The organism is Mesorhizobium sp. CNPSo 4684 (assembly GCF_057784315.1).
This window is the reverse complement of record NZ_JBWLUX010000031.1, coordinates 76,230-90,831: the sequence shown is the minus strand read 5'-3', so window position 1 is coordinate 90,831 and position 14,602 is coordinate 76,230. Positions and strand designations below refer to the sequence as shown.

The 14,602-nt window shown below is 62.0% G+C and carries 11 protein-coding genes; 2 read left to right on the top strand and 9 right to left on the bottom strand.

Going from position 1 to position 14,602, the window contains the following annotated elements; translation table 11 throughout:
* Positions 1-89 precede the first annotated feature (89 nt).
* Entirely contained in the window at positions 90-1,856 is a 1,767-nt protein-coding gene (locus AC04SG_RS25445; protein WP_488553284.1) for an adenylate/guanylate cyclase domain-containing protein, read from the bottom strand.
* Between the two features lie 195 nt (positions 1,857-2,051).
* Here AC04SG_RS25445 and AC04SG_RS25440 point away from each other — a divergent pair, with 195 nt between their 5' ends.
* Positions 2,052-3,797, top strand: a complete 1,746-nt coding sequence (locus tag AC04SG_RS25440; RefSeq protein ID WP_488553283.1) for an adenylate/guanylate cyclase domain-containing protein — start codon at positions 2,052-2,054, stop codon at positions 3,795-3,797.
* A gap of 51 nt (positions 3,798-3,848) precedes the next feature.
* On the opposite strand, the gene AC04SG_RS25435 is transcribed toward AC04SG_RS25440, so the two are convergent.
* The 4 genes from AC04SG_RS25435 to AC04SG_RS25420 all read right to left on the bottom strand — a co-directional run bounded on the left by AC04SG_RS25435 (position 3,849) and on the right by AC04SG_RS25420 (position 6,833).
* Positions 3,849-4,946: a polyamine ABC transporter substrate-binding protein gene (locus tag AC04SG_RS25435; protein WP_488553282.1), complete on the bottom strand. Its 1,098-nt coding sequence runs from the start codon at positions 4,944-4,946 to the stop codon at positions 3,849-3,851.
* Between the two features lie 390 nt (positions 4,947-5,336).
* A complete protein-coding gene (locus tag AC04SG_RS25430) occupies positions 5,337-5,837 on the bottom strand; it encodes a DUF2285 domain-containing protein (RefSeq protein WP_488553281.1) in 501 nt (166 codons plus the stop codon).
* A gap of 55 nt (positions 5,838-5,892) precedes the next feature.
* Positions 5,893-6,087 (bottom strand): transcriptional regulator domain-containing protein, encoded by a 195-nt coding sequence (locus AC04SG_RS25425; protein ID WP_488553280.1) that lies wholly within the window; start codon positions 6,085-6,087, stop codon positions 5,893-5,895.
* A gap of 128 nt (positions 6,088-6,215) precedes the next feature.
* Positions 6,216-6,833, bottom strand: a complete 618-nt coding sequence (locus AC04SG_RS25420; protein WP_488553279.1) for a hypothetical protein — start codon at positions 6,831-6,833, stop codon at positions 6,216-6,218.
* Positions 6,834-6,945: 112 nt separating this feature from the next.
* Here AC04SG_RS25420 and AC04SG_RS25415 point away from each other — a divergent pair, with 112 nt between their 5' ends.
* On the top strand, positions 6,946-7,254 hold the full coding sequence (locus tag AC04SG_RS25415) for a helix-turn-helix transcriptional regulator (RefSeq protein ID WP_488553278.1): 309 nt from the start codon (positions 6,946-6,948) through the stop codon (positions 7,252-7,254).
* A gap of 193 nt (positions 7,255-7,447) precedes the next feature.
* Here the strand turns inward: AC04SG_RS25415 and AC04SG_RS25410 are convergent, their stop codons facing one another.
* From AC04SG_RS25410 to AC04SG_RS25395, 4 genes are all read right to left on the bottom strand, one after another.
* Entirely contained in the window at positions 7,448-7,615 is a 168-nt protein-coding gene (locus AC04SG_RS25410) for a hypothetical protein (RefSeq protein WP_488553277.1), read from the bottom strand.
* A gap of 358 nt (positions 7,616-7,973) precedes the next feature.
* Entirely contained in the window at positions 7,974-8,903 is a 930-nt protein-coding gene (locus AC04SG_RS25405; RefSeq protein WP_488553276.1) for a DUF2493 domain-containing protein, read from the bottom strand.
* 190 nt (positions 8,904-9,093) lie between these two features.
* A complete protein-coding gene (locus tag AC04SG_RS25400) occupies positions 9,094-10,152 on the bottom strand; it encodes a DUF7146 domain-containing protein (protein ID WP_488553275.1) in 1,059 nt (352 codons plus the stop codon).
* Positions 10,152-14,465 (bottom strand): strawberry notch-like NTP hydrolase domain-containing protein, encoded by a 4,314-nt coding sequence (locus AC04SG_RS25395; RefSeq protein WP_488553274.1) that lies wholly within the window; start codon positions 14,463-14,465, stop codon positions 10,152-10,154. Before AC04SG_RS25395 ends, AC04SG_RS25400 begins: the two co-directional genes overlap by 1 nt.
* Positions 14,466-14,602: the final 137 nt, after the last annotated feature.

The following is a 14,602-nucleotide window of genomic DNA, read 5'->3' as shown; positions in this document are numbered from 1 at the left end:
GCATGAGCCTGTCCCTCCTTTATAGCCCGCAGCATTGACGCGCGGCTGTCGCAGTGTCCCACCGTCTAGAGAGCGGGACAGAGGGACACCTAATCTGGCAAGCCCGCCAGACGCCAGCCATCAACAAACGGCTGCGCATCACTCGGGCTCTTGAAAGGTGAGTTCGCCACCAAATCACCGACCCTCCAAGTTGGATTGCCCGCAAGAAATAGGCGGGCTTCCTCCTGTGCCTCAGGAACGCGGCCGGCAAGGGCAAGCGCGGGAACCAGGTGCTCTCTCGAACCCGTCCCGTACGTATCTTCCCGGCTCAAGGTCACAACAGCTTCTTCGTAGTAACCGGCGGAAATCTGCGCAATTCCCATGATCCAGAAATACCAACCGGGTGGACGAGGATTTATACGGAGCGCCGCGCCACAAGCTCTCAGCGCCGCTTGCGGATCGCCTAAGTAGATTTGAAGCTCACCCATCCATGCAACCGCATCTGCATTGTTGGGATTAAGCCGAACGGCAGCATCGAATTGGGATTTTGCTTCATCCCAGTTGCGCTCATAAAGCTGAACGCAGCCCAGGATCCTGCGAGCGTGGGAATCGTCGGGATCGATTTCCACGGCCCGTTGCGCGTGTATCAGAGCCTTTGCGCGGCCGGGTTCCTGTGGCTCTCCCCAGACAATCCAGCCAAATAGCAGTGAGATGGCAAGATTGCTGTGCCCCTCGCAGTAGTTTGGATCGATCTGAACGGCACGTTCCAAGTCAGCACACGCCTCACTGTTGTCCGATCTCGAATTGTTGCACTTGCCTCGCGACCTAACACAAAGATCATAGGCTTCGAGATTTGACGGTCGGGAACGGGCAACAAGTTTCTTTTCACCAAGCTTGCCAGAAATCGCTTCAACAACGCATCGCGTGACCTCGTCCTGAACGTCGAAGATGTCAGCGATTTCGCGATCGAAGCGCTCGGCCCACACGTGATTGCCGCCTTCTGCCGCATTGATAAGCTGCACATTGACGCGCAACCGCTTGTTGGATCGCCGGGCGCTGCCCTCGAGAACATATTTGACGCCTAGATCACGGGCGATCTGACGGACGTCGGTGGGCTTGCTTTTGTAAGCGAAGGTGGAGTTGCGGGCGATGACGAAGAAGCCGGATACATTCGACAGATCGGTGATAATGTCCTCCGTCAGGCCGTCAGTGAAGAATTCCTGGTCGGCGTCGCCACTCATGTTGACGAAGGGCAGCACTGCGATCGACGGTTTGTCGGGCAGCGCGAGCGGCTGCGACAGCTTCGCCAGAACGAGGGGCTCAATTGGTGCCGCGGGCTTTGACTTGGAGGGGACGCCGACCTGTAACGAATAAACCCGGACCGGATCAGTGATGTTCTTGAGCTGAACCTCACCGCGATCGCTGATCGCGATGTCGAGCCTGGACTTTACCTGCCAATAGGCTTGCTCGGAAAGACAGACATTGCCAGGTTCGCAGATGCCTTCCAGGCGCGCGGCGATATTGACGCCATCGCCCATCAGGTCGCCATCGCGTTCTTGCACTACGTCGCCCAGGTGAATGCCGATCCGGAACTCGATGCGGCGATCATCCGGCACCCCGGCATTGCGCTCAAGCATGGCGTTCTGCACTTCGATCGCGCAGCGCACTGCTTCCACCACGCTGCTGAACTCGACGAGGCTCCCGTCGCCTGTGCGCTTGACGACGCGACCCCGATGGACAGCTATGGTGGGATCAATGAGATCGCTGCGCAGCGCCCGCAGCCGTGCCAAGATGCGATCCTCATCCGCGCCGGCTAGTCGGCTGTAGCCGACCACATCCGAGACCAGGATCGCTGCTATTTTGCGGGTCTCACTCATGTCGTGCTCCCACCTTCCAGTCTGGCACTACTGCCGAGCCAAAGGAAGATAGCTCTGAGTCGGTTCTTGGGCTGACAGCGGAATGAGGTTTCTGGCGTCCGAGAACGATACCGGATGTTCTGCCCAGTTGTGCGGGCGTTCTATAGCGGCTAGTTGCGCATAGATGCGAGTGCTAAGCTCCCAATAGGAGGCATCGTGGCGCGCCCGGAACGAAAGCTTGTGGCGGTTTTGGCAGCGGACGTAGCTGGCTACTCGCGTTTGATGGGGGCCGATGAGGCGGGGACTCTCTTCCATCTAAAGGCACTGCGCGCCGAAGTGATCGATCCAAAGATCGCGCAATTCAGGGGTCGGCTAGTCGGCACCGCGGGCGACAGTCTGCTGATCGAGTTTCCCAGCGCCGTCGATGCGTTGCAATTCGCAGTCGAGACGCAAGAACGCATAGCGGCACGCAATACGGATCTTCCTGAAGACCGGCGCATGGCCTTCAGAATGGGTGTCAACGCCGGCGAGGTTATCCTGGATGAGACGACGATCTACGGTGACTGCGTAAACGTGGCCGCCAGGCTGGAAAAGGTCAGTGAGCCCGGAGGTGTTGTCATTGGACGCAGCATCTATGATCAAGTGAAGGGAAAGATTCCCTATACGCTCGTCGACCTGGGCGAGCATACGATGAAGAACATTGCTGGGCCTGTGCGTGCCTACCGGGTTCAAACAGAAGAGCGGGATGATCCACCTCCAGCGTCAATTGCTTCAGCGGAGGATTTGCCGCTCCCGTTCAAGCCATCGGTGGCGGTGCTCCCTTTCACAAACATGTCGGTGGACCCCGAGCAGGATTATTTCTCGGATGGAATAGCCGAGGACCTCATCACGGAGCTCAGTCGCAGTCAGAGTCTGTTCGTGATCGCTCGAAATTCCTCGTTCGTTTTCAAGGGCCAGTCCGTAAACATCACCGAGGTCGGACGGAAGCTCGGTGTACGGTACGTCGTCGAGGGAAGCGTTCGAAAGGCTGCTGCACGCGTCAGGATCACTGCGCAGTTGATAGAAGCAGCCACTGGCAATCACGTCTGGGCCGAGCGCTACGATCGAGATCTCGATGACCTTTTCGCCGTTCAAGACGAGGTGACAGAGAGGATTGCCTGGGCACTGGTCGGCAAGGTAGGCGCCGCTGAGATCGTTCGGACCAGGCAAACGCAGACGAACCTCAGCGCATATGACGCGTTCTTGCGCGGCACCGATGCTATGCACCGATTCACCGAGAAGGACACCGTCGCTGCTGTCGAGTTCTTAAAGCTGGCTCTTGGCTGGGAACCTGATTTGGCGCGGGCGCATGCATGGCTCGCGGACGCCTACGCGACCCTTTCGGTTTTCAGAGCGGACGGAGACATGAGGGTGTTGGCTATGCAGTCGGCCCTGCGAGCCATCGAACTCGGCGACGCCAGCGGACTGGCAGAGGCGGTCGTTGCCGCTCTGCATGGATGGAAAGGGGACTTCGAGGTTGCCGAGACCCATTGGCAACGCGCGCTCGCGTTGGGCCAGACAAACCCGAACGTACTCGTCTGGGTCGGATACATCTGCCTTTGGGGTGGTCATCTCACAAAGGCTCGCGAGATCGGGGAAAGGCTCAGACGGCTGAGTCCGCTCGAACACCGCGATGTCCACGAGCTGCTTGCATTCGCATACTATCTGCTCGGCGACTATGAGGCGTCACTGCAGTCGTTCCGCCGCTGGGACAACGACAACTATGATCGGGGATTCGCCAATCTGGCTGCGTGTTTGGGCCAGCTAGGACGCACCGAAGAGGCACGATTGGCCTGGGGCAGATGCCTCGAGCGCAAGCCTGGTTTCACTCTAGGTGACTATAAACGCGGCTCTCCATATCGCCGTCAGGAGGACGTGGAGCATTGGCTAGATGGCCTGCGGAAAGCAGGCATTGCGGATTGACGGCTGACCGGTGAACAATGGGCGGTTCGCCGGAAGCGCAACTGCCGTCAACTACTGACCCGTGACGATTTTAGTCCAGGTGCGCGTTGCCACGCGCTGCGTCTTCGGGTCGTACGGAAAGACGGTGAAAAGATTCTTTAGCGTGGCATCGTCAGGATAGATCGAGCGGTCTCCGAGGACGCTTTTTTCAACGAATTTTTGTGAGGCCTTGTTGCCATTGGCAAAGAATACATAGTTTGTGTTCTTGGCGGCGACTTCAGGCTTCATGAGGTAGTTGATGAAGGCATCCGCTTCATCCACGTGCGGCGCATCTGCCGGGATTGCCAGTTGATCGAACCACATCACAGTGCCTTCCCGGGGGATCGAGTAGGCGATTGTGACGCCGTTACCGGCTTGAGCGGCACGATCGCGCGCCTTCAGGACATCCCCCGACCAGCCGATCGCCAGGCAGATGTCGCCGTCCGCCAAAGCGTTGATGTACTCGGATGACTCGATTTTGCGGACGTCGGGACGGATACGCATCAATGCCTCTTCGGCCCTACCGAAGTCTTCCGGCGAGGTGCTCTCGGGGTTCAGCCCAAGGTAGTTCATCGTGATGGGCAGGATTTCGGTGGGCGAATCGACCACGTAGACTCCGCAATCGGCGAGCTTCTTCAGCTTCTCGGGATCGAAGAAGACGTCCCAACTGTCGAGTCTGTCGACACCAAGCGCGGACTTGATCTTCGCGGTGTTGTACCCCAAACCCACCGTGCCCCACATGTAGTTCACCGAATATTGGTTGCCCGGGTCGTACTTGGCGGTGCGCTGCTCGATGACGTCCCACATGTTGGCGATGTTGGGCAACTTCGACCTGTCCAGCTTCTGGAAGACGCCGGCCTTGACCTGGCGGGCCAGGAAACTGGCGCTTGGCACGACGACGTCGTAGCCGGAGCCGCCAGTGAGCAGCTTGGTGTCGAGGATCTCGTTGGAGTCAAAGACGTCGTACACGACCTTGATACCGGTGTCCTTGGTGAAGTCGTCGATGACCGAGGGATCCAAGTAGTCCGACCAGTCGTAAAGGTTGACGACCTTGTCGGCACCGTGCGCGGACAGCGTGATGACCCCGGCGAGCAAAGATGCAGCCGACCAAAGAAGCGCCTTGCGGATCATGTGCTCACCATTGAGTGCAGTCCCCAAGCTGCGAACGCCGTACTTTGTAGACGACCGGACGCGGTGCAACATTAGCACATGTTGAAAGAAATAAGAGGCGAATGAGCAAACTCGGTCGTCGAACGCGCTCTACCATGACGTGCGGAGCAATCAGATCGTTTGCGGAAGAAGCCGCCTACAAGACCACTTGCGAAGCTGGTTGGCGATGGTCGGGGAACTGGCGCAAACGTGCCGCGTCGGCTGTTCGCTCGGATGTCCGCTTTTAGGATGCGGGTAGGATCGGCTCAACGACTTACATGAGGCGCAAAGCCGCCATCCGCTTCAGGATTGAGAGTAAGCGTTGGGCTGGAGGCAGCGCAAGAAAGTGGACAACGCGACTGGCGGCACTAGTCAGAGATGACGCCGCCGCGCGCGCAGCAATTGGCGATAGCCGCGCTCGACCATCCTAAGCCCGTCGCGGACGAGGCGATATGTCTGGTAGCGAAAAGTGGAGTCATGCCAGTGGGCGGCGCTGACCAGCCGCGGACCGAACAAGGCGGTCGCGACTTCAAAATGGGATGCTTGCTGGGCGCGGCCATCAAGGCATCGCAGCATGTGGCCTAGGCGACGGCGCTGGGCCGTGGTCAAGCGGGCGTCGGGAGGGTGTTGCCCATGGATAGAGCGGATGAACCGCTCGATCGCCTGGAGCCTGTCGTGCGCCATGTCGTCGAGCGGGATCATGGCGGCAAGGGGTTCGCCTGGCTTCGCGTCGCCGATAAGCGCAAGTTGCGTGCTGCCCGGCGAATAGCGCATGTGAAGGCCCACCTCGTCATGGCGGCCCGCGGCCAGAGAGACGTCGGAGGCGATGCCCTCTCGCGCTCGCAGATCCGGCGGAACCTCGACAAGGTTCACGACCCCAGGATCGATCTGAGGCGCCCAATAGACGGTCTGCTCGACCGCGGACTGGTCAGGCCGGGCGGCGAAATTGCAAACCCCAGCGTTTGCGCAACGCGCGCATCGCCTTGGCGGAGCTGGGGGCGGCGAAGTCCTGCTGATACTGGGGATTGCGTCGTAGGAACTCCCAAGCGATCACATCGGCGGCGGCGGCTTCGACGAACGCATATGCCTGTGGGTCACGCCACTGCGATGTATCCGGCTTCATCCGCATCCCTTCCCTTCTCAAGGATTTGATAGGGGGACGCGGCGTTGAGCGAAATCCTTGGATTCCGTCATTGACGAATGAACGAGGAGATCTCGGCGCCGGGCAGTCAGGCTGAGAGTTTGCGATGCCTACTGGCTCGCGCCTTGCAACGTCTTGAATGTGTCCGTCCAGGCGCGATAGGCATCATCATCACCCTCGCTCCACGCGCTGAAGGCGCGCCAGGCAGCGAACGATGATGCAGGCTGCTCGAACAGCGAGCAGATCGACTGATCACCTGCGGACCAGCGGGGAGGCTGGTCGCTTGTCGCTTCACGCGTGAGGCGCCGCAGATCGGCCAACGCCGAGCGGATGTGCGGCAGCGGAAATTCGCAAAAGTCGGTGTTGTCAGTCGCCTCCCGAAGGATGACCGCGAGCTTGGCGACCACACCCGCCAAGGATTGAGCGGGCGTCGCCGCAATCTCAGCCAGCAAGGCGTCGGCCTTTTCAGCGCCATCCTGCTCTTCCTTCAGGAAATCAGGACAGTCGCGGTCGGCGCAAGCCCCCTCCCCGCGCCCAATTACTTCTCCGACACGCAAGAGCGCGCCGCTCTCCAGGAGCCCCTCCTCAGCCTGCTGTTGCCGGACACAGGAGGCCAGCATCCCAACGTGAGCGTCGATCCAGGCAAGGGACAGGGCAAGCGCTGGATCGGCTTGCGGCTGATCTTCGACTGCCTGGTCGGCCGAAGGCTCAGCGCGCTCTGTGGTCAACGGAGATCGAGCTCCGCTCCCAGCGTGACGGAAGGCAAAGTCGTGGTATTGTCGGAATCAGCCATGATCCGAGCTCCACACAGCTTGGCGTTGGTCAGGTCGAAAAGGGTGTTTGCGCACCCTCTTCGACCGCAAGTTCGAGACAGGGATAATATACAAATTGATTGAGGTCAATCAGAATATTGGAGAGAGCGCGGCGAATTTCAGCGCCGAACAGTGCCGTGGTGCGCGTGCAATGTTGGGATGGAGCCAAGATGATTTGGCCCGGGCGGCAAACGTCGCCAGGCAGACAATCGCTGATTTCGAACGCGGCGCGCGGACTCCAATCGCAAACAATATATTAGCGGTCGTGAATGCGCTTGAGAGAGCTGGCATCGAAGTACTGCCCAACAACGGAATTCTGTTGCGAAAGAGCAGGTGATCGAGGCTCCGCCACTGAAGCCCGCTGTCAGATGCCGAAGCCCGTCCGACCGAAGTCGAACGGGCTGGCTGTTGGGCATCACACTCTCGTCGCTGGGCGATGTGTCGCCGCCGGATCAACGTCAATTGCGGTTCGAATTATAGCGCTGCGTCGGGCCGGGGCGCAAAGGACCACCGGCCGCAACTTGTCCGGATCATCGCTCATGTGGATCGATCTCGCGGACGATCTGGGCGACCTCTCCTTCATACTCGTCGGCCCGCACGACCGAAAGTGTTCCGTCGCCGGCGCGGAAGATGACGATGCTGACCATCAGGCTGGTGGCAAGGCTGAAGGCGAAGGCGTTGGCTTCCATGAGAGACATTTTTCCGGCTCCTGTTCTGGAAGCGGGGAGCGATCCCCGCGTGACAGGCGCCCGATGTGTCCGGCCGAGGGCCGCAATCACCGTGAAGGCAAGGCCGAAACGGCGGCACGCTTTGCGTAGTCCGACCCTTTATGGGTTGATGGCATCAGGCCCTCGGACCGGACCAAGGAATAGCGCCGACAAACGCGGCGATCGGTTCCCTGTTCTTCCTTCCAGGACGGGAGGGGATGTGAAATCTCGTGGTTGCCGCCCTTGCCCTCATCGACGCCACATCGGCAGGAACGGTCGTCCGATCAACGCGCGTAGAAGGACGGAAACCACGGCGAATGACTTGAGGCGAGTGGAACTGGTGGCCCCGTCATGCGGCGCCGAACTTCATCACCGGGATGCCGAGTCTGCGGGCCTTGTCGGCGAGATTGTCCTGAATGCCAGAGCCGGGGAAATGAACGACGCCGATTGGCAAGGTGTCGAGCATGGCGTCGTTGCGCTTGAAGGGCGCGGCCTTGGCATGCCTGGTCCAGTCCGGCTTGAAGGCAATCTGTGGCACCTTGCGACTGTGAGCCCATTTGGCCGCTATCAACTCTGCACCTTTTGGCGATCCGCCGTGTAGCAGGACCATGTCCGGATGCTTGCCATGGACCTGGTCGAGCTTGGCCCAGATCAGCGAATGATCGTTGAAATCCAGCCCACCGGTGAAGGCAACTTTCGGTCCGGGTGGCAACAGCACCTGGCTGTCTGCATGCTTCCTCGCGGCAACGAAGTCCCGGCTGTCGATGATTGCCGCGGTCAGGTTGCGATGGTTGACGACAGAGCCCGAACGCGGGCGCCAGATCGAGTGGGTGTGACGCTCGTAATGCTCGGCGGCCTGGTCTCGCATCAATTCGAAGGCGCTGCGGCGTTCGAGCAGTGTCTGACCTTGGGCGATGAGGCGCTCGAGCTCGACCGACTTGACCTCGGATCCGTCTTGTTCGCGCTGCAGCCGTTGCTGGCAAAGCTCATTTTCATCGAGCTCGCGTTCGATCCGCTTGGTGGCGCGATGGAACAGATTGACCGTGCCCCACAGCAGCTCCTCGAGATCGGGCTCAAGGCGTGTGTCGGCCATCGCCACCAGGAGAGCGTCGAAGATGTCGGCGATGCTGGCCGCCACGACCCGGCCTTCGGGAAGCGGGCGCGGATCGGGTTCATCATCGAAGGGACGGTAGCCGTAGAGCTGAAGCTCCTGCAGGACGTAGTCGATGGGTGATGATGCGGGTTGGCGCTCGAAGTCGGTATCGTGCTCGGTGCTCATGGCGGCTCGCCTTCGTGCGCCGCACGGGGTGGCAAGGGCCGCCGGAAAATAGCCGGGCGCAGCCATTGCCTGTCCGGACCGGCCGGCGCCCGATCGCCCTCTGGAAGGCCGTGGGCCGGCGCTCGCCTCAGCGAAGGTCCCCTGCGACCCGAGCCACGCATCGCTGGCGCACCCCTCTTCCCCTTTCCGGTCAGGCCGCCAGCTCCATGAAGCGTTCGACATCCTGCGGCGCGATCTGGACACGCAGGATCGCCCTCAGTGCAGCAGTACCGAGCAGACGCAGATCTTCGTTGAAGTCACCGAGCCGCGGTGTGAGCACCATCGCCTCGATACCGGCCGCGCTGGTGCGTTCAATGAGGGTTGCCACAGCTGTGTGACCTGCCGGATCATTGTCGCGGGCAATATAGAGCCGCCGCAATGTGTCAGGGAACAGGATTGCGGACAGATGCGCCGCCGACAGCGCCGCGATCGCTGGCATGGTGGGCAGGAGAGAGCGTTGCGACAGCATGGTCTCGATGCCTTCGCCGGCGGCCATGACGTCGTGGCAGCAGCCGAAGCGGACGGCGTGTCCGAGCAGTTCGCCCATGGCCCGCCTCGGCGTGTCGATCGGAGCGCGGCCAAGATTGGCCGCGCTGAATCCGCCCGGATCAAGCCAGGTGCGGTGGGCGCCGGTGAGCTTGCCTGTGAGGTCGGTGACCGTCGCGATCATTGCCGGCCATGTTTCGGTCGGGCCGCGCTCTGGACGGTAATAGCAGCGCGGATGAAACCGAAGGCTCCCGGTTTCATGCAAGGCTGTAATCGCGCGTCCGCGCAGATACGTCTCCACAAGCGTTCCTGGTATCGGCTGCGACATGGAGACCAGCCGCCGCGCCGCTTCGGGAGAGCCTCCGGCAGCGGGAACGGCTTGCTCCCACCGGTCCTTTGGTTGGTTCGTCGTCAGGGGCATCGACAGAAAGCTGCGCGCCTCGGCGCAGACGTCCTTGAAATCGACAAGGCCAAGCGATTCCCGAATGACGTCCAGAAGGTCGCCATGCTCGCCGGTGGCGGCGTCGGTCCATTTGCCTGCGGCGCCCTTGCCGGAATCCGATCCCTTGAGACGGACAAACATCGAGCGCCCCGGCGCATTGCGGGCGTCGCCAACCAGCCAGTAGCGGCCCTCACGGCGGCCATTGGGAAGGTAGCGGCGGCAAACCGCCTCCGCCCGTTGGGCGAGACGGCTTGCCAGTTCGGATGTATCGCGAGGCGGCATCACGTGGCCTCCCTCTCGCTGATACGCTGTATCGGATGACGCTCGATGACCTTGGCAAGAACCGCAGGTCCACTTGCGTCCGCGGGCACGAACATGCGCAGCTTCCAGGAGATGATCTCGTGGAAAAGTCCGTAGGCCGTTAGCCGCTCGCGCATGGTATGGGTGAAGCCCGACAGCTCGATGCGATTGGCGCCCATGACGCGGACGCGGCGCAGATGAAGTCCCTCGGCAAGGTCGAGCATCGTGCGCCCATCTGCAAGGGCGTTGAAGGCATCTGATGCTGTGATCGCGCTGACACCGGTTTCGAGCGCGCCGGCGGCCCATGCGGCCGAAACCCTGCGTCCTATGATGCGCTCCCCCTCGTCGGTCTGGAGCCGATAGACTCTGCTCGATTCGTTTGGAAGTCGCTTCCAGATCGGCAGCAGCAGCCCCGCGACGATGTGGATGGTCGAGTCCGAGAAAGCCGGGACGCTCGCGACCTCGGCACTCCAGGCGTCGGTGAAGGTCTCGCGATCAGCCTGCTGCCAATGACTGTCCTCCATCATACGCAGGGAGGCATGGTGTTGCTCCATCGGCCGGATCAGCCTGACACGCCGTTCGATTTCACCATCATCGAGCATGAACGACGGCGCGGGGACCTGCACGGCAGCACGCCCTGAGCGTTCGTTGACCAGCAGGATGGCGCGCTGGTCGTCGAGCTGGGCGACAGCGTCCTCGACGGGCAGGGGTCGGTTGCGCTGGCGCTGATCGATGGTGAGGAGCTGCGTTTCGGCGCCGGTGCCCGGATGGGTGTAGATCGTCCGCCGGTCGGTGACGATGAAGCTCTCTGCTCGCAGCGTTTCGAGTCCGAGATCATAAATCCCAGCCGCGATGGCGCCTTCCACCTTCGCGGAGAGCAACTGCTCGAAAGCCGCGAACAGGATGTCCTGCAGGTCGATGGTGAGCGCCAGCAGTCTATTGAGGAAAGTGGTGATCGGCGGCAACTCGTCCTTGATGCCGTTCTCGTCCGTAAGCGTCAGCCCCGTGGTCTGCTCGAACAGCGTGAGTGAGCAGCCCCCGACCTTGCCGCGGACGATCAGCAGGTAGAGCTGGCGTAGCGCATCGCGCGCATAATGCGATTCCAGATTGTCCTCCGGCCGAAACAGGCCTTGCCCGCCGGTCTGGCGCTGACCCCGCGTGATCGCGCCCAGCGTATCGAGACGCCGGGCAATCGTGGAGAGGAAGCGTTTCTCGGCCTTCACGTTGGTGGCGATCGGGCGAAAAAGCGGCGGCTGCGCCTGGTTGGTCCGATGCGTTCGGCCAAGGCCCTGGATGGCGGTATCGGCTTTCCAGCCAGGCTCGAGAAGATAGTGGACGCGCAGACGCGTGTTCCGCGCCGAAAGCTCCGCATGGTAGCTTCGGCCCGTCCCGCCGGCATCGCTGAACACCAGGATACGCTTGACGTCATCCATGAAGGCCTGGGTCTCGGCGAGATTGGCCGAGGCCGCGCGGCCCTCGACCATCAAGCGTTCGCCCTTCCTGACGATGCGTCGCGACCGGCCCGTCACCTCCGCGACCATGCCGGTGCCGAAGCGCTGGACGATCTGGTCGAGCGCGCCAGGAACCGGTGGCAAGCTCGCCAGCTTCTCCATCAGGGCCGTGCGGCGCGCGACAGCCTCGCGGCTTTCAACGGGTTGGCCGTCGCGAAACACCGGCCTTGCCGACAGGTTCCCTTCCGAATCCGTGAAGGGTTCGTAGAGTTGAACTGGAAAGGAATGCTCGAGGTAATCGAGCACATATTCGCGCGGCGTGATGTCGACGCGGACATCGTTCCATTCCTGCGTCGGCACCTCCGCCAGCCTGCGTTCCATCAGCGCCTCCCCGGTGGAGACGATCTGAACGACGGTCGAATGCCCGGACTGGAGATCCTGCTCGATCGAGCGGATCAGCGTCGGCGTCTTCATCGACGTCAGCAGGTGACCGAAGAAGCGCTGCTTGGCGCTTTCGAAAGCCGAGCGCGCGGCGGACTTGGCCTGGCGGTTCAACGTGCCGCTGTCGCCGGTGATGTTGGCGGCCTGCATGGCCGCGTCGAGATGGTTGTGAATGACGGCAAAGGCGCCGGCATAGGCATCATAGATGCGCCGCTGCTCGAGTGTCAGCTCATGCTCGACCAGTTCATATTCGACGCCGTCGAAGGAAAGCGAGCGCGCCGTATAAAGGCCAAGCGCACGAAGGTCCCGGGCGAGCACCTCCATTGCCGCCACGCCACCCGCCTCGATCGCCTCGACGAACTCCGCGCGGGTCGAGAACGGGAAGTCCTCGCCGCCCCAGAGGCCAAGCCTCTGGGCGTAGGCCAGATTGGAGACGGTGGTCGCGCCAGTGGCGGAGACATAGACGACACGGGCGCTGGGCAAAGCATGCTGCAGGCGCAAGCCGGCGCGACCTTGCTGTGAGGGCGCGACATCGCCACGCTCTCCCTTGCCGCCGCCGGCATTCTGCATGGCGTGCGCCTCGTCGAATATGAGCACTCCGTCGAAACCCGAGCCCAACCATTCGACGATCTGCCTGACGCGCGAAACCTTTTCGCCGCGGTCGTCGGATCGTAGCGTGGCATAGGTTGTAAACAGGATGCCTTCCGGCAACGTGACAGGCTGCCCTTGCGGGAAGCGCGACAGCGGCGTGACCAGCAGACGCTCCATGCCGAGCGCGGCCCAGTCGCGCTGGGCGTCCTCGAGCAGCTTGTCTGATTTCGAGATCCACACGGCCTTGCGCCGGCCTTGCAGCCAGTTGTCAAGCACGATGCTCGCTGACTGCCGGCCCTTGCCGACGCCAGTTCCGTCGCCGATGAAGAAGCCGCGCCGGAAGCGCACGGCTGCCGGCGCGTCATCGGGTGCTGCTTTGACAACATCGAGCGTGTGGTCGACTGACCACGATCCGGCGAGAAACCCGCAATGTGCGTCGCCGGCAAGGATCACCGTTTCGAGCTGGGCGTCGGAGAGCGACCTCAGGATATCGTCGGGCAGGGTCGGGCGATAAGTGGGCTTTGGCGGCGCGACCGACGCCATCGCTGCGGACTGAACCAGCCTGGTCGGGTGCGCCTGTGAGCCGGGAATACGGATCGTCTGCAATCGATAGTCCTCGTAGATCGCGTCGGTCAGCCGTGCTCCCTCGTCGGGCGTCCAATCGACCGTCTCGTACGACAGTTCAACGCCGACGGGCTCGGACAGATGCCGGTGAACTGGGCCTGTGACAGTGCGGGCGAGATAGCCGCGGACCGTCGGTGGAGTGGAGGGAACGACCTTGGCCGCTTCGGCGACCGGCAGCCGGGCCGGAACGTGTTCCTCGATCCAACTGAGCAAGGTGGCGACATCCGGCGCAACGCCGAGTGCATTTGGGATGAGGGACGTATCACCAGCAGGCGTCTTGTCGATGACCGTAAGTCGGGTCTCGATCGTCGTGCCATGCTTGGCAAAGACGGCGCCGCTGATCGTGGCGGTGAAAACGACACGACCATGCTCCTGGAGGCGCACGAATGCATCGCGCCACGCCGGCATCTCCGGACCGAAACTCGCACCTGTGATGGTGACCAGCCGGCCCCCGTCAGCAAGTCGGGCGAGGGCTGAGGCGACATGGCGATAAGCCGCATCTGCGACGCGACCACGCACATTGGCGAGGACCGAGAATGGCGGATTCATCAGCACGACGGTGGGCAAGCTGACGGGATCGAGATGATCATCGATCTGGGCCGCGTCGAACCGCGTGACCATAAGGGCCGGGAAGAGATTGGACAGAAGGCCCGCACGGGTCTCTGCAAGCTCGTTCAGGACAAGCGAGCCGCCCGCGATCTCGGCGAGGATGGCAAGCAGCCCGGTACCGGCGGAAGGTTCAAGGACCCGGTCGGACGCCGTTATGGCGGCCGCGGAGACGGCTGCGAGGCCCAGCGGGATGGGTGTCGAGAATTGCTGTAGCGCCTGAGTTTCCTCGGAGCGGCGGGTATGCGTTGGCAGAAGGTCCGCAATCCGGCTGAAAAGCGGCAAGGCGGCAGTCACGGAGCCGGCCTTGCGCAGAAGCGACCTGCCGTATTTGCGAAGGAACAGGACGGTGGCGGCCTCGCAGGCGTCATAGGCCGTCTTCCAGTCCCAGGCGCCGCTTGTGTCGGATGCTCCGAATGAGGCTTCCATCGCGGCTCGCAAGACGACGGCATCGACGCGCCGGCCGGATTCGAGGCGGGGGAGAAGACGCAGGGCTGCCGCGTAGACTGGTGCGGCTGGATCGACAGGCGCAGCGGCGGAAGAGACCGGGTTGCCGGTTAATGTCGGAGACAAGAAATTCATCGGAGATCCTCTGGAGAGCGAGACCGGGAAAAACCCATCGGCGCTCTCTCTGACCGGACGGGCTCAACCCGTTCCGGCCGGACACTCACTCTCACCACCGTACGCAGAAAACGCCCGGCACTCTTGCGAGAGCCGGG